The organism is Streptomyces sp. LARHCF249, from assembly GCF_052871255.1.
Window position 1 is genome coordinate 89,646 of record NZ_JBIXJQ010000001.1, and the last position, 20,849, is coordinate 110,494.

General features: G+C 69.1%; 19 protein-coding genes and 4 pseudogenes. 12 read left to right on the forward strand and 11 right to left on the reverse strand.

The features are described 5' to 3' along the window. Window positions 1-190 precede the first annotated feature (190 nt). Window positions 191-760 carry a hypothetical protein gene (locus ACIPUC_RS00445; RefSeq protein WP_446585963.1) on the forward strand — a complete coding sequence of 190 codons (570 nt, stop codon included), beginning with the start codon at window positions 191-193 and terminating at the stop codon, window positions 758-760. A gap of 522 nt (window positions 761-1,282) precedes the next feature. Here the strand turns inward: ACIPUC_RS00445 and ACIPUC_RS00450 are convergent. Then, complete coding sequence (locus ACIPUC_RS00450; RefSeq protein ID WP_446585964.1) at window positions 1,283-1,585, reverse strand: cupin domain-containing protein; 303 nt, start codon at window positions 1,583-1,585, stop codon at window positions 1,283-1,285. 481 nt (window positions 1,586-2,066) lie between these two features. Between ACIPUC_RS00450 and ACIPUC_RS00455 the strand changes: the two genes are divergently transcribed. From ACIPUC_RS00455 to ACIPUC_RS00470, 4 genes and pseudogenes are all read left to right on the forward strand, one after another. Further along, the gene (locus ACIPUC_RS00455; RefSeq protein ID WP_446585965.1) at window positions 2,067-2,804 is read left to right on the forward strand and encodes a dienelactone hydrolase family protein; all 738 of its coding nucleotides are present in this window, start codon (window positions 2,067-2,069) and stop codon (window positions 2,802-2,804) included. 246 nt (window positions 2,805-3,050) lie between these two features. Then, on the forward strand, window positions 3,051-3,344 hold the full coding sequence (locus ACIPUC_RS00460; protein WP_446585966.1) for a barstar family protein: 294 nt from the start codon (window positions 3,051-3,053) through the stop codon (window positions 3,342-3,344). Window positions 3,345-3,399: 55 nt separating this feature from the next. Then, window positions 3,400-4,143: a hypothetical protein gene (locus tag ACIPUC_RS00465; RefSeq protein ID WP_446585967.1), complete on the forward strand. Its 744-nt coding sequence runs from the start codon at window positions 3,400-3,402 to the stop codon at window positions 4,141-4,143. Window positions 4,144-4,378: 235 nt separating this feature from the next. Continuing rightward, window positions 4,379-4,865: pseudogene (locus ACIPUC_RS00470) on the forward strand (serine hydrolase domain-containing protein); the annotation flags it as partial. 636 nt (window positions 4,866-5,501) lie between these two features. Here the strand turns inward: ACIPUC_RS00470 and ACIPUC_RS00475 are convergent. From ACIPUC_RS00475 to ACIPUC_RS00505, 7 genes are all read right to left on the reverse strand, one after another. Beyond that, window positions 5,502-6,641 carry an NAD(P)/FAD-dependent oxidoreductase gene (locus ACIPUC_RS00475; RefSeq protein ID WP_446585968.1) on the reverse strand — a complete coding sequence of 380 codons (1,140 nt, stop codon included), beginning with the start codon at window positions 6,639-6,641 and terminating at the stop codon, window positions 5,502-5,504. A 33-nt stretch (window positions 6,642-6,674) separates the two neighbouring features. Continuing rightward, a complete protein-coding gene (locus tag ACIPUC_RS00480) occupies window positions 6,675-8,297 on the reverse strand; it encodes a LodA/GoxA family CTQ-dependent oxidase (protein WP_446585969.1) in 1,623 nt (540 codons plus the stop codon). A 16-nt stretch (window positions 8,298-8,313) separates the two neighbouring features. Further along, window positions 8,314-9,039: a hypothetical protein gene (locus ACIPUC_RS00485; RefSeq protein ID WP_446585970.1), complete on the reverse strand. Its 726-nt coding sequence runs from the start codon at window positions 9,037-9,039 to the stop codon at window positions 8,314-8,316. A gap of 348 nt (window positions 9,040-9,387) precedes the next feature. Next, the gene (locus ACIPUC_RS00490; RefSeq protein ID WP_446585971.1) at window positions 9,388-9,888 is read right to left on the reverse strand and encodes a metallophosphoesterase family protein; all 501 of its coding nucleotides are present in this window, start codon (window positions 9,886-9,888) and stop codon (window positions 9,388-9,390) included. A gap of 190 nt (window positions 9,889-10,078) precedes the next feature. Beyond that, window positions 10,079-10,651 (reverse strand): DUF6082 family protein, encoded by a 573-nt coding sequence (locus ACIPUC_RS00495; protein WP_446585972.1) that lies wholly within the window; start codon window positions 10,649-10,651, stop codon window positions 10,079-10,081. A 239-nt stretch (window positions 10,652-10,890) separates the two neighbouring features. Beyond that, a complete protein-coding gene (locus ACIPUC_RS00500; RefSeq protein WP_446585973.1) occupies window positions 10,891-11,115 on the reverse strand; it encodes a hypothetical protein in 225 nt (74 codons plus the stop codon). A 59-nt stretch (window positions 11,116-11,174) separates the two neighbouring features. After that, window positions 11,175-12,719, reverse strand: coding sequence for an FAD-dependent oxidoreductase (locus ACIPUC_RS00505; RefSeq protein WP_446585974.1), 1,545 nt, complete (start codon window positions 12,717-12,719; stop codon window positions 11,175-11,177). A 31-nt stretch (window positions 12,720-12,750) separates the two neighbouring features. On the opposite strand from ACIPUC_RS00505, the pseudogene tal reads away from it, so the two are divergent. Beyond that, window positions 12,751-13,754, forward strand: a pseudogene (tal, locus tag ACIPUC_RS00510) (transaldolase). A 47-nt stretch (window positions 13,755-13,801) separates the two neighbouring features. After that, a complete protein-coding gene (locus ACIPUC_RS00515) occupies window positions 13,802-15,052 on the forward strand; it encodes an NAD(P)/FAD-dependent oxidoreductase (protein WP_446585975.1) in 1,251 nt (416 codons plus the stop codon). Window positions 15,053-15,575: 523 nt separating this feature from the next. Here the strand turns inward: ACIPUC_RS00515 and ACIPUC_RS00520 are convergent. Further along, a pseudogene (locus ACIPUC_RS00520) lies at window positions 15,576-15,776 on the reverse strand (IS110 family transposase); the annotation flags it as partial. Between the two features lie 311 nt (window positions 15,777-16,087). Here ACIPUC_RS00520 and ACIPUC_RS00525 point away from each other — a divergent pair. Both ACIPUC_RS00525 and ACIPUC_RS00530 read left to right on the forward strand, forming a co-directional pair. Further along, window positions 16,088-16,735 carry a DUF7933 domain-containing protein gene (locus tag ACIPUC_RS00525; RefSeq protein WP_446585976.1) on the forward strand — a complete coding sequence of 216 codons (648 nt, stop codon included), beginning with the start codon at window positions 16,088-16,090 and terminating at the stop codon, window positions 16,733-16,735. 79 nt (window positions 16,736-16,814) lie between these two features. After that, window positions 16,815-17,303, forward strand: a pseudogene (locus tag ACIPUC_RS00530) (IS5 family transposase); the annotation flags it as partial. A gap of 27 nt (window positions 17,304-17,330) precedes the next feature. Here ACIPUC_RS00530 and ACIPUC_RS00535 read toward each other — a convergent pair. Beyond that, window positions 17,331-18,077 carry a hypothetical protein gene (locus ACIPUC_RS00535; RefSeq protein WP_446586749.1) on the reverse strand — a complete coding sequence of 249 codons (747 nt, stop codon included), beginning with the start codon at window positions 18,075-18,077 and terminating at the stop codon, window positions 17,331-17,333. A gap of 15 nt (window positions 18,078-18,092) precedes the next feature. Here ACIPUC_RS00535 and ACIPUC_RS00540 point away from each other — a divergent pair, with 15 nt between their 5' ends. Next, the gene (locus ACIPUC_RS00540; RefSeq protein WP_446585977.1) at window positions 18,093-18,215 is read left to right on the forward strand and encodes a hypothetical protein; all 123 of its coding nucleotides are present in this window, start codon (window positions 18,093-18,095) and stop codon (window positions 18,213-18,215) included. A 199-nt stretch (window positions 18,216-18,414) separates the two neighbouring features. Here ACIPUC_RS00540 and ACIPUC_RS00545 read toward each other — a convergent pair whose 3' ends face one another. Beyond that, window positions 18,415-19,092, reverse strand: a complete 678-nt coding sequence (locus tag ACIPUC_RS00545) for a hypothetical protein (RefSeq protein ID WP_446585978.1) — start codon at window positions 19,090-19,092, stop codon at window positions 18,415-18,417. Window positions 19,093-19,780: 688 nt separating this feature from the next. Between ACIPUC_RS00545 and ACIPUC_RS00550 the strand changes: the two genes are divergently transcribed. Together ACIPUC_RS00550 and ACIPUC_RS00555 are read left to right on the forward strand one after the other, a co-directional pair. Next, window positions 19,781-20,290 (forward strand): hypothetical protein, encoded by a 510-nt coding sequence (locus ACIPUC_RS00550; RefSeq protein ID WP_446585979.1) that lies wholly within the window; start codon window positions 19,781-19,783, stop codon window positions 20,288-20,290. Between the two features lie 79 nt (window positions 20,291-20,369). Beyond that, the gene (locus ACIPUC_RS00555) at window positions 20,370-20,501 is read left to right on the forward strand and encodes a hypothetical protein (protein ID WP_446585980.1); all 132 of its coding nucleotides are present in this window, start codon (window positions 20,370-20,372) and stop codon (window positions 20,499-20,501) included. Window positions 20,502-20,849: the final 348 nt, after the last annotated feature.

Sequence of the window (20,849 nt, forward strand, 5' to 3'; positions counted from 1 at the left end):
GGCCCGGGCGGGCCTCATGCCCCGCCGCCTCGCAGCCCCGGCGCGAGCGTGAACCGCCCCGAGGGTTCCTGACCAGCCAGCCCTGTCCGCCAGAGGACATGGCTGGTTGCTCGACTCGGGACGGGTGCCGTGCGTTCCGGTGGTGGGGGGTGGCCGTGGAGCCCGGCGACACGCCGCGTACGGTCGGCGTATGCACGATGAGCAAGACCAGGATCCGGGCATTGGCAAGCCCGCGCCGGGGCAGGCCGTCGCGCCTGCTGACATCACCGATGGGGCTGTGGCGTCCGATGCGGTGCTCTTCGTGTGCGCGACGTGTGGGATCCCCTTGACGGAACCGCTTACCCGGCTGCCCGCAGTTCCCGAGCCTCCGTTCTTCGCATGGTGGGACGCGGACGAGCCGGGCCCGTCGCCGGCAACCGTGCCGTCAGGCTGCTACGCCATCGAGACGGAGCCCTACGGTGCGCCCCTGGTCGCCACCGACGTCCCCGGGCCGGCGATGCCGCGCCGCGGGACGAAGGCTGACGTGCACGGGCAATGGCTGGTGTCGCAAGGCCCGCGAGGCAACATCGTCATCAACCCGGACGACGCGCGCGGCCTGACACTGCAGCACGCCTCCTCCGCCTGCTGCGGAGCGACCCCAGACGGTGGAATGAACCAGCTGTGCGCCTGCGGAACCCTCGTCGCAACCCTGTGCTCCGACTGCTGTCTGCCGTACGAACTCCACCTCTCAGCCGACCACGTCCGCGCCGTCCACCCCTAAAACAGGTCTGGGCTGCTGCCACTTCTCACCGACATTCCACCCGCCACCGGGCATCGGCTGATCTCGAAGACCGTCGATATACGCTGCCAGATCTCACCTACTCAGCCACCCGCGCCACCCACACCCCTGACAGCGCAGCAGCCCATCTCGGCACGGCCGACTGGCAGGCGCCCGAGGCGTCATCCGTCCGAGGTGCGGGCCGGGCCGTCTCGCGGCCGCAACGGCCTGTGTGCGGCACGGTGGCAGCCATGCGCCGCTGGTCTCTCCCCCTGCTCCTCACCGCCTGCTCACTGTCCCCCGATGCGTCACGGTCCACCCCGCCCCGCTCCCGCCCGCCGGACCCCCGCCCGTGAGAGCCTCAACGTCCGTGAGGCGCTCCGTTCCGCGCACGCACAAGCGCCCCGCACCATCGAGTGCGATGGACCGCGCAGGAGTAGGACTCCCCCGCCTCGCCCAGTCGCCGCTGTCCTGACAGCTCGGCGAGGCGACCGCCCGCGGGCTCTGACTCAGCCGGCAGCTCCTTCAGCCGCGCCCGACCGCCAGCGTGCCGAGACGGGACTCCAGCCACACCGGCAGGTCCAAGAGGCGGACCCCTTCCTGCTCATCCGGGTCGGTCCGGGCGACCAGGCACACCATGTCCTGGGCGCCGGTGTTCACCGGCATGTGGGGTGTGTCGGCGGGAATGTGGATGTAATCGCCGGCGCGCAGCAGCACGTGCTCGGCCAAGCCCTCGCCATGCCATACCTCGACCTGGCCGGACTGGATGAAGATGGCCGACTCGTGTCCCTCGTGCAGGTGGGGACGGCCGCGGGTGCCGGCGGGCATCACCAGGCGGTGAAGGCACAGCCTCTCCGAGCCGGCCGACTGGGCACTGATACCAGCCCCGAACGTGCCACCCTGGACACCCTCGTACTGTCCGGTCCGGACCACCGTGCACTGCTTAAGATCTGCCATGTGTGCAGTACAACAGTCCGCCGGCAGCGTTCGATCAGATCTCGCCAGGCACCTACAGAAGGCCCGCGCACTTACGATCCGGCAGGCCGTCGTCCGGAATCACAGGGATCGGCTTTAAGCGGTCCCGCTGCATCAGCGGGCTCTACGGCCGGGCCCGATACGGCCCCGGCAGCAGCGCTCTTCGCCCGCGTGACGGGGCATGGGGGGTGACCGAGGTACGCGCCGAAGGGGCAACGAGATGATCTTGAAGCCCTGAGCGCTCGGCCCCGTATTTCAGAGGGACACGCGCACTGTTCTGCCAGCGGCAGAACACCGGCCGGACCGGGCTCGACGATCACTACAGTCCAGTCTCATGACGACGATTACGACGCGTACGGTCGAGTATCCGGCCGACGGTTTGACGATGATCGGGCACCTCGCGCTCCCGGCCGGTATCGACCGCCGGCCCGCAGTGCTGCTCGGACCAGAGGGCATGGGGCTCAGCGACGTCGAGCGCCGCCGGGCCGATGCTCTCGCCGAGCTGGGATACGTAGCGCTGGCCTTCGACCTTCACGGCGGGCGCTATTTGGGCAACCCCGAGGAGATGCTGGCCCGTTGCCTGCCGCTGCTCGCTGATCCCGACCGGATGCGGGGCATCGGCCATGCGGCGCTCGACGTGTTGCGCACCGAATCGCGGGCCGACCCCGACCGGATCGCCGCCATCGGCTACGGCACCGGAGGCGCCGTCGGGCTGGAACTCGGGCGCGACGGCGTCAACCTGCGCGCGATCGGGACAGTCAACGCACTGACCACGGGCCGACCGGGCGAGGCAGCGCGCATTCGCTGCCCGGTGTGGGCCGGCGTCGGGTCGGAAGACCCGATCATGCCAGCCGCACAACGGAACGCGTTCACTGCCGAGATGCAGGCCGCAGGCGTCGACTGGCGCCTCGCGGTCTACGGCGGCGCCTTGCACGCCTTCCACCACCCGCCGGTCGACCACCCCACGGTCCCCGGCGTCGGCTACCACCCACAGCACGCGCAGCGAGCCTGGCGCGACGTCGTTGACCTGCTCGCCGAGTGCCTGCCCGTGACGGAAGATCTGCGGGCATGACCCGGGCAAACAGCCTGGCGCCAGGCCTGGTCCGCGTCGGGCACTCACAGTCCCCTCCCCTCAAGTCCCCATAACAGAACCACATTCGGGCGGATGCTCGACCGCGGAGCCACAGCGTTTCCCTGCGCAGGAGCACCCAGGCCCCCAGGTGGTGGTGCCACAGGCGGCGAAGGCCGCCGCCGCGGGTCGCGGCAGTACCAGCGCCGAGACCACTCCGAGGACACTGCGCCAGGGCAGGTGTTCACCTTGGACGGTCTGCAGGTCGTCGATCCCGACAGCTTCTACTGCGCGCTGGGTGAAGCCGTCAACGGTCCCGGGGGCTACCTCGGCTGGAACCTCGCTGCCGTGGACGACTGTCTCGGCGGAGGGTTCGGTGCCGCACCTCCGTTCACTTTGGAATGGCAGCACTCAGACTCCGCAAGGGCTCGTCTCGTCAGTGACCACGGGGGCAATGGCGCCTTCTTCGAGGTGCTTCTAGAGATCTTCATGCCGCGGTATCGACGTCCTATTGCGGTGACGAAAGAGCTGTTGCCCTCGTGAGTGAGGGTCGGCACCAGGAGTGGTCGTCGGCTCGCGAGGTAGTTAGGCTGACCGGATGACAGCTGATCGCTTAGTCGACCCGCACCCGTCCGCTGCAGCCAAGTACCCCCGCATTCTGGCCCTGGCCTGCGCGGCCGGGATGGCCCTTGCCGGGAGCGCCTGTTCCTCGTCCGGGAGTTCCGGCGGGGCCGCCTCGGGCGGTGAGAGGCTGTCCTACGACCGGGTCGCCTCGACGGCGAAGCAGCTGACGGGTACGTCGGCCTGCCCGTTCGGCCTCGACCCGGCGGCGGCGCTGAAGGCGGCCGGTGCCGAACGGACCGTCACCCCGGCGTCCAGCGGCCACCCCGCGGCTCAGGGGACCGTCGACCCGGGCCGGCCGGCTGAGGCCTGGCCCAGCGCGCTGCCCACGCCGTCGGGACTTCCCTCCGCCCCCGCCGTCCCGCCGAACGCGTCCGTCGTCTGCAACTTCACGGCTTCGGAAGCCCCGGTGGAGATCGACCTCGTGGCGGTGTCCGAGGACGGGGTGGCAGTGAACCTTGCGCTGCCGAAGATCGCCTACCTCGGCAAGCTCAGCGCCGCCGAGGTGATGGCGTTCTCCAAGGACAAGCCCGGGATCGGCCAGACCAGGGTCACCCCGGGCCGGGGCACGGTCGCCGTCGCACGGCTGGCGGTGGCGGGCAAGGGCGACTTGGCGCTCGTGGTCTCCCAGGGATCGCCCGTCACCAAGGCGGACCCGGCCCTGGCCGGCGAGTCGCTCAAGAAGGTCGCCGAGGCACTCGCGGCCCAGCTGCGGCCGTAGGCGGCGCCGGCAGGCGACCCGCCGCGCACTGCTCGCCGCCCGACCGGAGCGAGCCGGTGCGGTATCCGAGACGGCCGAACCGGAGGTCGCCAGGGCCCTCGGCCGAGGCCGCATCGGAGCCCCGGGTGGCTCCGAACGATTGGACTCGCCGGACGGCGTACGGGACCGGGCCTCCAGCCGGGGCTCGGGGGGTGACGTTGCCGTCCGAGTCCCTGAGCTGGAAGAAGCACCCCCCATGCGACGCACGCCCTCCCGCCGTCTGCTCGCCGCGGCGATGCTCGGGGCGTCCGCCACGGCCGTCCCCGCCGCGGGCGTCGTCCGGTACGACGGGGACGAGTGCCCGCCGGACGGCCTCGGGCCCCGAGCTGACCGCCCGGCTGGACAGGGCGATCGAGGACGTCCGCCGGACGGCCGGCATCCCCGGCGTCATCGCGGGACTGTGGATGCCGGGCAAGGGCAGCTACGTCCGCGCGACCAGCGTCGCCGACACTGCCACCGGCCGGCCGATGACCACCGAAAAGTTCCAGCGGATCGGCAGCGAGACCAAGACCTTCACGGTCACCGCGCTGCTCGAACTCGTCGACGACCACCGGATCGGGCTGGACGACCCGATCTCCGCCTACGTGGACGGCGTGCCGGGCGGGCAGGGGATCACGCTCCAGCAGCTCGCCGAGATGCGCAGCGGTCTGTTCCCGTACACCGAGGACCCGGACTTCCACGACTCGACCTGCTCAACCGTCAGCTCATCGGCACACAGTGAAGACTGGGGAGTTCTTGCGTTCCTGCCTCGCGTCTAGCTGCGAGATCTTCTCCTTGGCCGCAGCAAGACTGACGTTGAGTCCTTCTACTTCGCCGAGCCAGCCCTCGCGCTCAGCCTCCGCAATTCGGTCGGATAGGTTGTCACGGATTTCGACGAGCCTGGGCCTCTCAGAGGGGGAGACGATGAGGAGTGGGCATCGGACGCATGCGTGCTCCTGGACGCAGTCGGTGCCGTAGGCGCGTCCGCAGTCGCCGAGAGCGAGCTTGCGGCGCTCGAAGTGACCGAGGGAAGGGCCGCGGAGGCGGTGCCCATGTCGCCGTCCCCGGGGGCAGCCGGCAGCCTCCATGGGAAGCTAGCAGACAAGCCTCTGACCTGCGAAAACTTCGCAGTTAGTTCAGTCAACACGCCTCACCTATGTTTGCCGCACTCGGCGAACAGACCGTCGCCGTCCCTTGCACTGAGGCTGCCGCGCTGATCGTCCCCAGCCTCGCCGGCTCGCTCCCGTCCGCTCTCGTTCCGCCCGTACGGGATGCCGCGCCCTAGCCGGGTGCCGAAGTCTTCGGCTGACGATCCGTTCCCCGTCGTCCGGACGGGCGGATCAGGCGGAGATGAGCGGAGGCAAAGAGGCCTGGTGCCGACGGCGCCAGAACGGGGCGGCGTCCCAGCGCCGTTCGCGTCGGTACTGCGCAGCCTGTGCACGCAGATATTCCTGGTGGAGGGCCGCGATGCGCCCGGCGTAGGCCGCCAGGGCATGGGTGTCACCGCTGTGGTCGGCCAGGATCGCCCGCGCCGAGTCCAGGCCGGTGGCCAGGGCCATAAGGATCCCCCGGGCAGCCAGCGGGTCGGTCGCACTGGCGGCGTCGCCGGCCACGGTCCAGCCCGGGCCGGCCGCTGGACGGGTGTGGGAGGATCCCGCGGCCAGCACCCGTAGCTGTCGGGGAGGGGCGTCCAGGTGAGCGATGCGGTGACGGATGTGGCCGGTGCGCTGCGCCTGGGCCCACCATGCGTCCCGGTCGAGCAGGTGGGTGCCGACGACGAGGTCGGCGTCCGTCATGGCCATGAGCACCTGCGTACCGCCCGGTAGCGGGGCGGTGTACCACCAACCCCAGGGAGTGGACTCGACCAGTGAGGTGTGCTCCGACCCGGCCGCTCCGCCCGGGGCGGTCAGGAGCCCGGCGACCGCGGTCAGCCGGTCGGAGCGGATCGGCGTCGCACCGAGACGTCGGGCCAACCGCGCCGGCCGGCCTGTGGCGTCCACGAGGTAGCGGGCCCGGAGCAGGCCGCCCGCATCGGTCGTCAGCTGCCAGTGGTCTTCCCGGCGCCAGACGCAGCGGACACGCCCGGCGTGCCGCGATGCGCCGGCGGCCCCGGCCACCTCGAGGAAGGCGGCGTCGAACCGGGCCCGGTCCAGGTGCCAGCCCGCGCCGTACGGGCCGAGCACCTGGCTCACCTCCGTAGGCGCTTCCCCACCCCAGGCAGCCTGGATTCCGTAGCAGGGCGCATGTCCGTCCAGGGCAACCAGATCGAGCAGGCCCAGGCGCTCGAGCAGCGGCCGGGCGGCCGGCGCACAGCTCTCCCCGACCTGCCAGTCGGCCGTTGCGACGGGCGCGACGATGACGACGTCCGCCCCGGCTCGCACGAGGGCCAGCGCCGCCGCGCACCCGGCGGGGCCGCCACCGGCGACGAGAACGTCACAGCTGCCGATCGTCACGCCGGCGCCCGACCCGGTTCCGCTCACCGCACCGCTCCTGCCCAACCCGCCCGGCCCGGACTACGGGGAGTCCGGGGCGGTCCGCTCGGTCTCGACCAGGGGCTCGCTGCCGTCCGGCCCCGGCCGGGCCACGATGAATCCGAGGGTGCTCCACTTCGTGACCATCTCGTTCATACCGACGGCCTCCTTGCCGTCGCCGACACCCCGGTCCCACTCCTGGAACAATCCGGCCGCACCGGTGAGGAACGCGTCGAGCTCCGGCTCGGGAAGCACCTCATCGGGGCGGGCAGCCGGCCACCAGTGGGTCCGGCAGGCGTAGAAGTCGGCCTGCCAGGGAACGGCCATGTACTTGGTGAGGTCCCCGGCCGTCAGGTCATCGCGCAGCCGGAAGGGCGCGGACCACGTGGCCGGCTCGTCGGCGATGAACGTCATCTCGATGCCGGGGAAGAATCCTCCGCCGCTGGCCGGCTCCAGCGCCGCCCGCACCAGGGCGTGCGGCTGGTCCGCCGGTGGCAGGACGTCGAAGGGGACCGGGTCGGGTACCCGGCCGGCCCAGTCGGCCACGAAGTCACCGTCCGCCCAGCGCCGCATCCGCTCGTACTGGCCCGGAAGCAGGGTCAGCCAGGTCCGCGGCTCGTCGTCCTGCGGGTCGCCGTCCGCCGCCAGGAAGGGCATGAACCCCCTGTTGGCCTGGCTGACGTCCATCGCCCCCGGCGTACGAAGCTTGTGGAAGACGGCGCGGCGCTTCGGGGCGTCGGCGACGGCGTTCGAGGCCAGCCGGGCCAGGCGGGTGGGCGCCAAGAAGTTCCCCGCGGCGCGGTCGCGGTGCCGGAGGCGGGCCAGTTGATTGACCCAGGCGAAATGGACCGGCCGGGCGAGCACGGGGTAGATGTCGCGGGTGAAGGACACCTCCGGCGGCGTGGGCAGCGCCCCCGACGTGCGGGCGACCTCCAGGGCGACGTCATACAGGGTGATCAGGCTCGCTGTGTACGGGGCGAAGTCGGGGGGTGCCACCAGGCACCAGGCGGGGGTCACCGGTACCTGCCGGCCCTCCGACCCCAGGGACACGCTCGCGCGGACCGGCCCGTCGGAAATGTCGTCGCACCAGAAGTCGTTGTTGGCATAGTGGTGGACGGGGTAGGCGGGCTTGGCCGAGAAGGACTTTCCGAACCCGCCGAGGACCAGCAACCGGCCGGCCTCGTCCGTACGCAGTTCACCCAGTGGTACCGGCGTCCCGAGGAAGGTCCCGGTGTCGAACCGGGCGTCCACGCCGCCCTGGGAGGGTCCGGTCACACTTCGGGGACCGGGCCGGACGGCCAGTCGCGCACGGGCGGTCGCATCGGCGGGGTGGATGTGCCGGTTGCGGCGGTTGGAGCTCGGGGCGAAGCGCCCGGCGAACTCGAACCACGCGCCCTTGGCGTTGGCCAGTTCCGCGGTCCAGGTGATCTGCGCCTCGGCCGAGGTGATCTCGCCGAGGACGTTGCCGTCCCGGTCGTACCCGTACACCCGGAACCGGGCGGCCTGGCGTTTGATACGGCCGGCGGAGTCCTTGAAGCCTCCGTCGGGCCGTGGCGGGATGCCCGGGGCTTCCGGGCCGACAAAGAAGCCGTCGGGGCTGTCGCCGACTCGGGCGATACCGATGGAGGGATGGATCTCGCAGTGGACCACTTCGTCGAGGTGCACGGCCACTCCAGGGGGATCAGTGGGGATGGCCTCCTGTGGCCAATTCCCCCTCCTCGATGTAGAACTCCCGCTGCAGCGAGAACCGCAGATCGATGCCGTCCGGGACGCTGTCCCCGTCCTCCAGAAGACTCGCGGCCACCTGCTGTCCTTCGCCCAGCCGGTTCTGCGGACTGTCGGTCCTGCCGGGGATCGCGAGCCGAGGACCCTTCCCCAGTACTTCGTCCGTGAGCGAGGTGCCCGAGACACTTCTGACGTTCCCGATGGCCAAGAGGTGATCGAAGTCGGGCGGGGCGGTGACCAGATGCGCGAGGAACAGTTCGCTGCCCTTCCCGAAGGCGAGGTAGGTGAGGGCCGGCGGTCGGGACGCATGCGCGTCGAGCTGCCGGAAGTGCACCACACGTCGGACCTCGACCTGCACGGGGTCGATGAGTTCGACGCCGTCCCGCTCGAAGTGTCCGCGGAACAGTGTCCCGTTGAACGAAGTGATCCTGGGCTGCCCTTCGGGCGTGACCAGATCGGAGAGACGGAACGCCTCGGGGTTCAGCGTGTAGAGGTCCGTTCCTGTCGTCCGGCGGTCCTCGGCATAGAGTTCCTGCGCGTTACCGGACCCGTTGTGCAGGGTCACTTCGAGCAGGACCTGGAAGTCATGAGGAGGCATGAACATGGGGAGGTGGGACAGGTAAATCGTCTCCTCGCCCACCACCACCATTCCGTGGGCTGCCTTGGGTTCGACGACCGGCATCGGCCTCATCTCCAGTGTGCGGCCAGCTTTCGTCCCAGCTTCCGGGACGCCCCCAGGGCATCTTTGAGGCTGACACACGAGCTGGAAGATCGCCATCGGGGACGGGGGCACGCCTCGACCGGCTGGGCGCGCATTTCGACCGCATATGCAATAGCGTCATATCGGTGATCCAGTCCCACAAGGCGAATAGCACACCCAGAACCTAACGAAGCACTACTAGGACTTGTCCGGCCGATCACGTTCGGAGCCGGATGGTGAGGGCTGCGGCGGTTGCGGTGCCGAGGTAGGCGAGCCACGGCGTCGAGGGAATCGTCCTGAAGCTCCTCGAGGACGGCCGCGTGGGAGAGCTCAGCGCCGCAGGGGCAGGCGGTGGAGCGTCACGTCGTACACCCTCCCGTCAGCGACCGTCAGCGTCATGAACGAGCAGAAGGGCTGGCGTCTGCGGTCCGTGGGCGAGCCCGGGTTGAGCAGGCGCAGCCTCCCGGCGGTGGTGTCCCACGGAATGTGGCTGTGGCCGAAAACCAGGACGTCCACGTCGGGGAACCGTGCGGCGCAGCGCCGTTCCCGTCCGGCGGCCGCTCCCGTTTCGTGCACGACCCCGAAGCGCGCTCCTTCCAGCTCGGCGTAAGCGACCTCCGGGAGTCTGCGGCGCAGGCCGGGGCCGTCGTTATTGCCGTACACGCCGATCAGCCGGCGGGACCTGGACTCCAACAGGTCGAGCGTGGGCTCGTCGATCCAGTCCCCGGCGTGGATGACGGCGTCGGCGTCGTCGACGGCTGCGACGAGGGCTTCGGGGAGTGACGTGGCGCGGGTGGGGATGTGGGTGTCCGAGGTCAGCAGGAGCCGCATGCGTCCCACGGTAGATCGCTACGGCCTTGAGCACCTCGGCGGACGCGACCGGTTTGAGCACGGTGGCGGTACACGGACCGCTGGAGACGCCGGGGGCGAAGGGGGTCGGCTCCGTGCGCTCCGCCCCACCGCCGGCTCGGGCGCTGCACCTCACGCCAAGCGATAGGCAGGCCTGCACGACTTCTAAGATTCAGCAGTCAGTACCTGACTGGATGAAGTAGCCATCCGCCGGCACCGCAGGCCCTGAACTGATCGCGGCCTGATACCTCTCTTCCACTATCTCGGCGAACATCGCAGCTCTTCGATCCCGCCCTCCGACGGCGCCTTGAAGCCATGTACTACTACCAAGACTCCAATGCAATCTTCCTATTTCGCCGCGAAAGTGCCGATCAAGGATAAAGCGAAGCGTGGAGGCGTCTATATCTCCAAGCTGATACGCGGCATGCCATCTACCTATGATCAGATTGGTAAAGATGACCTGCCGATATCGCTCGAATACGATCGGGGTGTCAGGCGGTTCCCAGCACGCAGCCAGGGTGGGATCCTCCATGGCCAGATAGACCATCTGTCGATGCGTTGCTCTGTCCCGTTCGTCTCTAACAGCCTTCGTTTGCCGTGCTTGATACATGAGCGACATTGCGACACCTGCCAGCGCAATACCAGACAGCAGCACCGATGCAGCACTGAAAGCCTGAGTGCGGTCACCGAGAATCTTGAAGACGGAGACCAGAAGTACTGCAAATAGCACCACGGAGGCACTCACGGAGACCAAAAGCCGACGATGAATCCTCAAAGCAGGAACCACTACGCCTCCCCCAGTCTCGCCAATGTTGACAGCACAATGGAACGGGAACAATAGACTGGGGGACCGGGCAATCCGACTCTCCTGAAACCCCTGCCCCTGGAAGTGGCAGTAACCACTCTGCTTTCATAGTCGCCCAGAGGACAAGGTCACCTTCCCTCCAGGAAGGGCCGTCGGCGACACGACGTGCCCGGCACGTACTACATCCAGGCGCAGGTCGCCGAGCCGCACGACAAGGCGAAGGGCATCGTCGTCCCGATCCCACTGATCGTGGAGGTCTCCGGCACACAGCGCTCCGGAAAAGCCCGGTGTTCTTCTTCGGTGACGACGACTCGCCTGTGGGCAACCTCGCGCTGCCGGTAGGTGTCGGGGCCGGGGTCCTCCTGCTCGGCCGCACCACCTACTACGCTCACCAGTTCGCCCATGACGCGCCGGGCACCTCCCGCAAAGTGGCTCACAGCACAGCGGAGGTCCTTCGTACGGTTCACAGGTCTGCTGGGTCCTGGCGCTCGAGCGGCTGGAGTGCCGGGCCCTGCAGGACCTCGCCGTCGATGGCGAAGCGGGAGCCGTGACAGGGGCATTCCCATGTCCGTTCGGCGTTGTTGAAGGCGACGAGGCAGCCCATGTGGGTGCAGACGGCGGACACGGCGTGGAGTTCTCCCTGGTCGTCGCGGTGAACGGCGTACGGTTGCCCGCCGGCCCGGACGACGGTGCCGTGGCCCGGCCGCAGCTCGCTGACGGGGCCGTTGGTGCCCTCTCCCAGGGTGGCGAGGCGGTCCTTGACGAAGTGCTTGCCCGCATTCCACTGGGCCTTCAAGACCGCGGGCGCCGAGCGGACCGCGGCACCGAATCGGCGGGGGTCGTAGAGCTCGGCCCACGGTTCGGCGGTTCCCGTGACGAGGGAGGCGATGAGCCGTCCGGCCATTACGCCACCCGTCATGCCCCACCCCGCGAAGCCGGTGGCCACGTAGACGTTCTCGCCGGCGGTCGGCAGTCCGCCGATGAGGGGGAGGGTGTCGGTGGAGCTGTTGTCCTGCGCCGCCCACCGGTGGGTGATCGCGGCGTCGGGGAAGTTCTGCTCGGTCCAGGCGTGCAGGCGGGCGTAGCCCGCTTCGGTATCGGCGCCGGAGCCCGGAGCGAAGGCCTCTCCGGTGACGATCAGCAGTCGGCGGCCGTCGGCGAGCGGTGCGGTGCGGACCGACCGCTTGCCGCCTTCCTCGGTGATGTACATGCCGCCGGGGTCCTGCTCTGCGGGCAGCGGTCCCGCGATCACCAGGTCGCGGTGCTGGGTGAGCCGGGTGGACAGCAGGGCGTCGTGGAAGGCGGGGTGGTGGGTGGCCACGACCACGTGCCGGGCCGAGACGGTGCCCCCCGAGGCGGTGGTGAGCCGGCACGGATCGCCGCCTTCCACGTCCGTCACCCGCGTGTTCTCGTACAGGCGGCCGCGGCGGGCGACGAGGTCTTCCACGAGCCCCCGCAGGTAGGCGAGCGGGTGGAACTGTGCCTGGCCCTCAACCCTCACGGCGCCAGCGATCGGGTACGGCAGCCCCGTCTCGGTGACGAACGAGGCGTCGAGCCCCGCCGCACGGGCGGCCTCGGCCTCGGCCCGCAGTGCTTCCACGCCGTCGGGGTCTACGCAATAGGTGAGGGCGGGGCGGCGTTCGAGGTCACACTCGATGCCGAGTTCTCCGGCCACCTCGATGACGTGGCGCAGCGCGGCGCTCTGGGATGTCGCGTAGAGGCGGGCCGCATCCTCTCCGTGTTCGGTGCGCAGGGTGTTGTAGACGGCGGTGTGCAGGGCGGTGAGTTTGCCTGTGGTGTGGCCCGTCACGCCGCCCGCCAGCCGGTCTGCCTCCAGGACGATGACGCTCAGTCCCGCCCTGGCGAGTTCCCAGGCCGCGCTGAGGCCCGCGATGCCACCGCCGATGACCGCCGCGTCCACCTGCTCGGCGGTCGTCAGGACGGGGAACGCGGGGTAGTCGGCCGTATCCATCCAGTGGGACCGGCCGGGAGCAGAGATCTGATTCATGACTGCCGAGTGCCCCGAGAGGCGGGTGGCAATGCGTGGTGTGCGGGAGGACATGGCGAGGGTGCGCGAACATGGGGTCGTGGGCATCACCAGCAACCCGACGATCTTCGCCAAGGCGATCCGCTCCGGAGCCCGCTACGACGCCCAGATCGCCGATCTCGCTACTCGCGGACTGCACGTCGAGGAGGCCGTCAGGCTGCTCACCGCGTTCGACGTGCGCTGGGCCTGCGACGTACTGCGACCGGTGTACGAGGCGAGTGACGGGGCGGACGGTCGCGTGTCCCTCGAAGTGGACCCGCGCGTCGCCCACGACACGGCCGCGAAGATCGCCGAGGCACGGGCCCTGTGGTGGGTGGTGGACCGGCCGAACCTGTTCGTGAAGATTCCCGCTACCGAGCAGTCCCTGGAGGCGATCAATACCGCACTCGGCGAGGGCATCAGCATCAATGTGACGCTGATCTTCTCCCTGGACCGCTACGACCAAGTGCTCCGCGCCTTCCTCGACGGCATGGGCAAGGCCCACGCCGCGGGCCGTGACCTGGCGTCCATCGCGTCGGTTGCCTCCTTCTTCGTCAGCCGGGTGGACACCGAGGTCGACAACAGACTCGACAAGATCGGCACGCCCGAGGCGCGCACCCCGCGCGGACGGGCCGCCATCGCCAACGCCCGCCTGGCCTACCAGCACTTCGAGCAGGCCAGCGCAACCGAGCAGTGGCAGACGCTGACCGCGGCCGGGATGCGAGCCCAGCGCCCCCTGTGGGCGTCCACCGGTGTCAAGGACCCCGGAGTCGTCAACACGATGCCCGAGCAGACCCTCCGCGCGGTCGCGGACCACGGCCGCATCCACGGCGACACCATCCACGGCACCTATACGACATCCCAGCAGGCACTCGACGACCTCGAACGCCTCGGAGTCTCCTACGACGACGTGGTGCGAATCCTGGAGGCAGACGGCATCCCAAGTTCAGGGCCTCCGGCAATGAGCTGTTCGAACAACTGGAGGCCGAACTGCACACCAAACGCGGCGCCGCATGAAGCCGCCGACCCACCGGACTGCAGGCAGAGTCAAGCGAGGAGAGAACATGGCCGCGAACACCGCATTTGTGATCGTCGGAGCGAGCCTGGCCGGTGCGAAGGCAGCACAGACCCTCCGGGAGGAGGGCTTCGACGGCCCCCTCGTGCTGGTCGGAGAGGAGAGCGAGCGCCCCTACGAACGCCCGCCGCTCTCGAAGGGCTACCTGCTGGGCAAGGACGAGCGGGAGACCGTCTACGTCCACCCACACCAGTGGTACGCCGAGCACGACGTCGACCTGCGCCTGGGCACCACGGTCACCACGATCGACCCCGCCGGACACGCGGTGACACTCGCTGACGGCAGCCGCATCGCCTACGCGAAGCTGCTCCTGACCACCGGCTCCTCACCGCGCCGCCTCGCCGTGCCCGGAGCCGACCTCGACGGCGTGCTCTATCTGCGCCGGCTCGCCGACAGCGACCGCATCAAGGAATCGTTCGCGTCCGCTTCCCGCATCGTCGTGATCGGCGCCGGCTGGATCGGCCTGGAGACCGCGGCGGCCGCCCGCGCGGCCGGCGTGGAGGTCACCGTGCTGGAGATGGCGGAACTGCCGCTGCTGCGCGCGCTGGGCCGCGCGGTCGCCCAGATCTTCGCCGACCTGCACACCGACCACGGGGTGGACCTGCGCTTCGGTGCCCAGGTCGCCGAGATCACCGGCGCCGGCGGCCGGGCCAACGGTGTGCTGCTGGCCGACGGCAGCCGCATCGCTGCTGACGCAGTCATCGTCGGGGTCGGCATCATGCCCAACACTCAGCTTGCCGATGCTGCCGGCCTGGAGGTCGACAACGGCATCCGCGTCGACGCCCACCTGCGGTCTTCCCACCCGGACATCTACGCCGCGGGGGACGTCGCCAACGCCTTCCACCCGCTGCTCGGCAGGCACATCCGTGTCGAGCACTGGGCCAACGCCGTCAACCAGCCGCAAACCGCGGCCAAGGCGATGCTCGGCCAGGACGTGGCCTACGACCGCGTTCCGTACTTCTTCACCGACCAGTACGACCTGGGCATGGAGTACACCGGCTACGTCGAACCCGGCGGCTACGACCAGGTCATCTTCCGCGGCCGGAGGGACACCCGCGAGTTCATCGCCTTCTGGCTCACCGAGGGCCGCCTCCTGGCCGGCATGAACGTCAACGTCTGGGACGTCACCGACCCGATCCGCGCCCTGGTGACCTCCGGGCAGCCGGTCGACCCGGCCAGGCTCGCCGACCCCGACGTATCCCTAAGTGACCTTCTCGACCGGCCCGGCCCCGTCAAGTGAACAGACGTCAAAGTCAGTCCACACCGGAAGCCATGCCGGCCGTACCCGGCCTTACTGATGGCCTCAGAATGAGGTCCGGAGGCGGCGAAAACGTATGAGGCGCAGCCGGTTGAAGCGAGGACCTGTGCGGTCTTTCCCAAGTAGCTCTGTCTCGCAGCCTGACCCACGACGGCAGGCAGCTTCACAGACTCGCCCGTCCGGCCTAGGCACCGTGCATAGTGTGCTCATGGATCGATTCGTGGGTCAGGCCCGCCTCGAATGGTGGGCCAATCACTCGACTTGCCTTGAGATGTACGACATCGACATCGCCGTCACTGTCGACGCCGTCGGCAAGTTGCGGGCAACCGGTCGGCATGCCAACGCCCTCGACACGACCCAGCGCGAAGGCTGGGACTTCCTCATGGAGATGGATCCCCACTTCTCCATTGCGTTTCCCAGCGAGGATCGCGGCGGGATCATGGTGCGAGTCGTCGAGGCAGAGAATGGAACCCTCTCCCTCACGGAGGCACCGGACTGGGACGGCTAGCAGACCGCGGCTCGTCTCGATGGCCACCGGGATCGGCGTCTCCGCAGTGTCGCCGTCCTCTGCCAGCAGGTCCAGCAGCAGCTGGTAGCCGTCCAGGTCGGCATTGATCCGACACTTGGCCAGCAGCTTGCCGGTGTCATCGACGAGCGCGACATCGTGGTGTCCCTCCGCCCAGTCGATCCCGCAGAACACGTCCATGGATCCCGCCCCTTCTCCGGTGCCGCTCTCGAAGACGAGCACGCTGGGCCGCACGGCACGCTGAATTCCAGGGCTCCAAGGTTCAGCCGTGCGCAGCGCCGCCAGACCGACGCTCCCTGACGCTCGTCGCCTTCGCCGCCCCCTCCGTCGGCATCTCCCTTGCCGCGTACCAGCACCGACCAGGGCGGAGCCCGGAGGCGATCGGGTGAAAAGCGCGTGTCTCCCAACACGGATCGATCCGGCACTTCGCCTGCTTGGAAGGATTCCGCGCAGAGGGTCGCGGTGACCCGTACGGGAGCGGAGAGCCATACATGAGTACGCACGGGTGGTCTCGGCGGATCGCCGGCCTCGCCACCGTCATGGGGCTGGGCGTCGTACTGCCCCTCACCACAGGGGCCGTACCCGCATACGCCCAGGCGCAGTTGAGCGTTACGAAGACCCATGAAGGGGACTTCGCCCGAGGAGGGTTCGGCGACTATCTCATTACCGTGACGAACGTGGGGGACGAGGCTGGCGAGGGTCTCGTCTTCGAGGACACCCTTCCGACAGGGCTGACGGTCAACGCCGTGACCTCGTCCGCGCCCGCGGGGCAGTGGGATTGTGCCACCGCTGCTGATGGGTCGTCGGTGGTGTGCACCGTCGCGAGCGACCTGCCTGCCGACGGCTCCTGGACGTTCACCGTGCAAGTCAGAGTCGCCGCCGACGCTCCCTGCACCGTCACCAACATGGCCACGGCCACCGTTGCGCAACCCGGTGGCTCCAGCGACTCCGCGAGCGATCCCACGAGGATCACCGGCGGCGATTGCGACGGCGGCAACGGGGGCAACGGGGGGTCCATCCTGCCCATCAACCTCAGCGGCATCCTCCCGATGTTCAACAACATCAGCATCAACAACAACATCCACAGCCCGGGCGCCATCAACAACACCCGCCAGACCTTCGGGCTGAACGCACCCTGAGACCGGGCACGACCACGCACGGAAAGGGGCCCGGCCGCACACGCGGCCGGGCCCGCGTCGGCGGAGAGCTCGACTAGGCTCCACTGTCGTGCGCGCTCACCAGCACGCGGCCGGGGCCCACAAGAAGGGGCCCCGGCCGGCGAGCCCGATGACAATGCCATCGGCCGGTCTCGCGGCGGACTGACCACGCAGATCCACCTGGCCTCCGATGCCCACTGCCGGCCACTGGCCTTCGTGCTCACCGCCGGACAGGCCGGTGACGCGCCCGCCTTCGCTCACGTCATGGCCCGCCTTCGCGTTCCTCGGCAGCGAGGACGTCCCCCGTACCAGGCCGGACGTGGTCCTGGCCGACAAGGCGTACTCCTCCCGCGCAATCCGCGAGCACTTACGCAAACGCGGAATTCGGACGGTCATCCCCATTCCGGCCGATCAACGCGGCCACCGGCTGCGGCGCGGCAGCCGAGGCGGCAGGCCACCCGCCTTCGACCGCGAGGCATACAAGCAGCGCAACACCGTCGAACGCTGCATCAACCGCCTGAAGCAGTGGCGGGGCATCGCCACCCGCTATGCCTTCTTTGGTCTGGAGGCCAACGACTCAGGAGCAGGAGCGAACCGCATCGTCCCAGGCACCAGGGCTGCGGTAGTGGTTCTTGTGCCCCGCGGCAAGTACGTGGCGCAGTTCGGCAAGGTGCTGGGTGTTCGTGGGAAGATCCAGCCGGCCGAGGAAGGCCAGTGCGGCAGCCGGCTCCAGGTCGCCGTAGACGTCGTGGAAGCTCGCCAGGAGGCCGCGGAAGACGGCCGAGTGCAGGGTAGGAAGCCGCATGGCGGTGCGGTACGTCAGCTCCTTCACCGTCCAGCGCACCGGTCCCGAACACTCCAGAACCCGACGGGCTCGGCGGAGCAGGGCTTCCGATTCCTCGGCCACCACCCGGTCGATGTCGTTACCGAGAACCTCGGCGAAGGCCGTCGCGGAAGTGGCGTGGTCCTCAAACCAGTCCACCCACAGCGAATAGGTGACGGCCTCGGCGTCCCGGTCCGCCTCCAGCCGCTGACGGTAGCCGTCCCACAGCACGTCGGCCGGCAGGGGACCCTCCGCACCCTCGTTCGCGAACCGGATCTCGCACGTGACCCAGTACTCGTCGAGGAGGTCCAGCAGCCCGAAAGCCAACCGCACCTGGTCGGCTGCATCCAGGTCTTCGGCGAACACATCACCGGCCCAGGAGTGCGCCACCTGGTTGGCGGTGAGCAACACGTCCGGCTTCTCGTCGCTCACCCACCCGTCGCGCACCCGGCTGACGCCCTGATCAGCCAGCCAACGCCGTGCTGCCTCCTCGGCTTGCATCTCCACTCGGGAAGTATGACAAGCCTCGCAAGATCCGAACGAAACGGCCTAGCCGACGCGGGTGCGGCGCTCCATCAGGCGCTGGACAACGTCGCCGTCGACGCCCGGGACCTCACGGTCAACCTGCCCACGGCGTAGTGTCCATGGATCCCCGCGGCCGCGGCGGTAAGCCCGCATTCGGCGGCCATGGCTCCGACGGGGGCGGGCCAGGGCCTGCCACTGCTGTGCGGTGGGCTCGGCTGGAGGGGTGGCCGTTCCGCCCGAGCAAGGTCACCGATTTGCCGGAGAGACGGCGGCTGCCGACTCCTGCCCCCGGCCTGCGGTGGAGGGCGGTCGCTCAGGGCGCGTTGACCCGGAAGTTCTGGCTGTTGGTGTTGCTGGCGCCGGGGCTGTTGATGTTGTTGTTCGTGTTGATGTTGTTGTAGATCGGGATCAGGCCGCTCAGGCTGATGGGGAGAATGGACGTACCGTTCCCTCCGGTGCCGTTCCCACCGTTACCGCCGTTACCGCCGTTGCAGTCGGGGCCGGGGATGTTGACGGTGTCACTTGCCGAGTCGCTGGCGTCGCCTGCGACATCGATCACGGTGGCGGTGTTGGTGACCGTGCAGGGAGCGTTCTCGGCCACGTTAACGGTCACGTTCACCGTGTAACTGCCTCCAGCGGCAATCCGGTCGTCGGTTTCGCACTCAATCCTGACGTTAGGGCTCAACCGACACACAATCCCGGCGCCGGTGGTGTTCGGGCCGAAGCTGACCGAACTGAGTGTGATTCCTGCCGGGAAAACGTCCGTCATCCGCGTCCGCTCATTGATGGTCGGCTCATCACCGAGGTTGCTCACCGTGATGCTGAAGATCCCCTGCCCGCCTCGGGGGAAGTCCCCCGAGTGTGTCTTGGTGATGGTCAGCTGTGGCTGCGCGTAGGCGGGGGTGACCCCCACGGCGAACGGCAGGGCGACGCCCAGCCCCAGGACGGTGCCGAGGGCGGCGAAACGCCGCCTCAAGGTGTGGAGGGCCATGGTGGTTTCTCCTGAGATCTGTAGGTCTGCCGTGAAGCGGCCCTGGCCGGGAACGGCCGGAAGGTCGGCGCACGCGTGATGCCTGCACACACCGGAACGCAGCGAGGGACGGCTTGATCACGGCCGCGAGGCCCAAGTCACCCGATCGCCGGGCAATCGGCACACGACCGAAAAACAGGCGACGGACTATAGGCGCGATGCAGAGCCGGCCTGTCAGCGCTTTCGTCGGGCAGCCGGACCCCGACCGCATGTGGGTGACGCCCGCCTCGAGGCCAGGCCGTACCGGTGGCGCTGGCCCCGGACGGCAGCCCCCGGGCGACCTCGCCAAACACCGGTCACTGCCACCGCCGTCACAACCGTGGCCAGATCACAGAACTTGAGCCAGAACCCGTTCTCGTGAACAGAGCCAGTCATCTTCTTCGCGGCGCCAGGGCCGTCTGGGGGGTGCCGATGCACTTGATGTGCTGGGGCCATCAGATGGAGTTCCTCTGCCCTGGCCGGAGGGGGTGTGGGCCGGGGGCGGACCGCTCGGGGTGGATCCCCCCCGCCGCCGGTGCGTTCGTTGACCTTGGGGAGCGTTCAGGCCTGCCAACACGTTTGCCGAAGGGGCAGCGCCCCGCTAGCTTCGGGCGATTTGATCACCCGGGGTGGGAGGTGCGCTGAGGTGAGCAACTCCGGGATCCGGTGCATGGCTGGATTTGTGATGCTTGCGTCGGTCACCGCTTGCGGAGGCTCGACGAAGCCTCAACAACCGAAGCCGGCTACCGAGGTGCGACCGCTGTCGGCTGCTGAGCTGAGAACCCACCTCCTGCCCGCAGTCTTGCCGGGCGGCTGGACCTCGTTCCAGGGCGACGGCGCGCACCAGGCGATGCGGGACATGCGCAACCTGGTAGGTAGGTGCCGGAGCGTGGATCTGCCACGCGCGTCATGGGAGCCCGCCGAGACCTTCAGTTTCGCCGTCGCCGAAGGCCCCCGGCTCGGAGATGAGAGCCTCGTCATCAAGGCGACGGTTACGACGAGCGCCACGGGCTCGCAATCCGCCGACGCGACCGTTGTACGCGTGGGGAGTTCGCTCGTCGTCATCAGCAGCGTCCTCACGCTGACCCAGGAAGAGGCCGATACCGTCGCGGCGTTCATGTCTGTTGCCGTAGCGCAGGTCAAGTCGAACCATCCCGAGCCAGTCGACGTGGTCTCATGACGGCCCTTGCGATTCGATTCGGGAAGCGATCACTCAACGGACGGGAAGCGCTCTCCAGCAGGGAGGCTCCCCCCTCCCGGTGCAACCCCCGGTCCCGGCCCTCTGCGCGCGCTTCAGCGCGCCGGACCACGTGACCCTGGACGAGCGAGACCTCCTGGTGGACCCGCACGCCGTCACGGCCTGGACGTCGACGGCCTGCTCCACCTCCTGAACCCGCACCGGCGCGCAGAGCGCATGCGCCTACGGTCCTGGTCACCGACTGGGAGCACTACTCCCTGGCAGGCTTCCGCCGACTCCTCGAGGAGAAGGCGCAGCGCGCACGGAACACTCCGACTTCGCCGACGGCTGGCTGCCCCGCGTCTAACTTCGCCCCGCCTTGCTGCGGCTCGGCACCGAGCCGTCGGCCACCCTCAGCCCCTCCCCCCATCGGCGGCAGCGGCTGTGCGGGCGCTGATCGGGGCGGCGGTGGAGGAGGCGAACGGGACGGTGTCCCGGGCGGCCGGGATCCGCGCATTCCGTATCTTGTCGGGCACATTCACACCCGCGGACGGCAGCGTGA

What these genes read in the sequence shown, in the direction of transcription:
- ACIPUC_RS00545 (WP_446585978.1), bottom strand. Translation starts at nt 19,092, where the DNA reads ATGGCCCTCCACACCTTGAGGCGGCGTTTCGCCGCCCTCGGCACCGTC.
- ACIPUC_RS00550 (WP_446585979.1), top strand. Translation starts at nt 19,781, where the DNA reads ATGGCTGGATTTGTGATGCTTGCGTCGGTCACCGCTTGCGGAGGCTCG.
- ACIPUC_RS00505 (WP_446585974.1), bottom strand. Translation starts at nt 12,719, where the DNA reads ATGAATCAGATCTCTGCTCCCGGCCGGTCCCACTGGATGGATACGGCC.
- ACIPUC_RS00515 (WP_446585975.1), top strand. Translation starts at nt 13,802, where the DNA reads ATGGCCGCGAACACCGCATTTGTGATCGTCGGAGCGAGCCTGGCCGGT.
- ACIPUC_RS00535 (WP_446586749.1), bottom strand. Translation starts at nt 18,077, where the DNA reads ATGCAAGCCGAGGAGGCAGCACGGCGTTGGCTGGCTGATCAGGGCGTC.
- ACIPUC_RS00450 (WP_446585964.1), bottom strand. Translation starts at nt 1,585, where the DNA reads ATGCCCGCCGGCACCCGCGGCCGTCCCCACCTGCACGAGGGACACGAG.
- ACIPUC_RS00465 (WP_446585967.1), top strand. Translation starts at nt 3,400, where the DNA reads ATGACAGCTGATCGCTTAGTCGACCCGCACCCGTCCGCTGCAGCCAAG.
- ACIPUC_RS00485 (WP_446585970.1), bottom strand. Translation starts at nt 9,039, where the DNA reads ATGCCGGTCGTCGAACCCAAGGCAGCCCACGGAATGGTGGTGGTGGGC.
- ACIPUC_RS00445 (WP_446585963.1), top strand. Translation starts at nt 191, where the DNA reads ATGCACGATGAGCAAGACCAGGATCCGGGCATTGGCAAGCCCGCGCCG.
- ACIPUC_RS00525 (WP_446585976.1), top strand. Translation starts at nt 16,088, where the DNA reads ATGAGTACGCACGGGTGGTCTCGGCGGATCGCCGGCCTCGCCACCGTC.
- ACIPUC_RS00540 (WP_446585977.1), top strand. Translation starts at nt 18,093, where the DNA reads ATGACAAGCCTCGCAAGATCCGAACGAAACGGCCTAGCCGACGCGGGT.
- ACIPUC_RS00490 (WP_446585971.1), bottom strand. Translation starts at nt 9,888, where the DNA reads ATGCGGCTCCTGCTGACCTCGGACACCCACATCCCCACCCGCGCCACG.
- ACIPUC_RS00455 (WP_446585965.1), top strand. Translation starts at nt 2,067, where the DNA reads ATGACGACGATTACGACGCGTACGGTCGAGTATCCGGCCGACGGTTTG.
- ACIPUC_RS00500 (WP_446585973.1), bottom strand. Translation starts at nt 11,115, where the DNA reads ATGGGCGAACTGGTGAGCGTAGTAGGTGGTGCGGCCGAGCAGGAGGAC.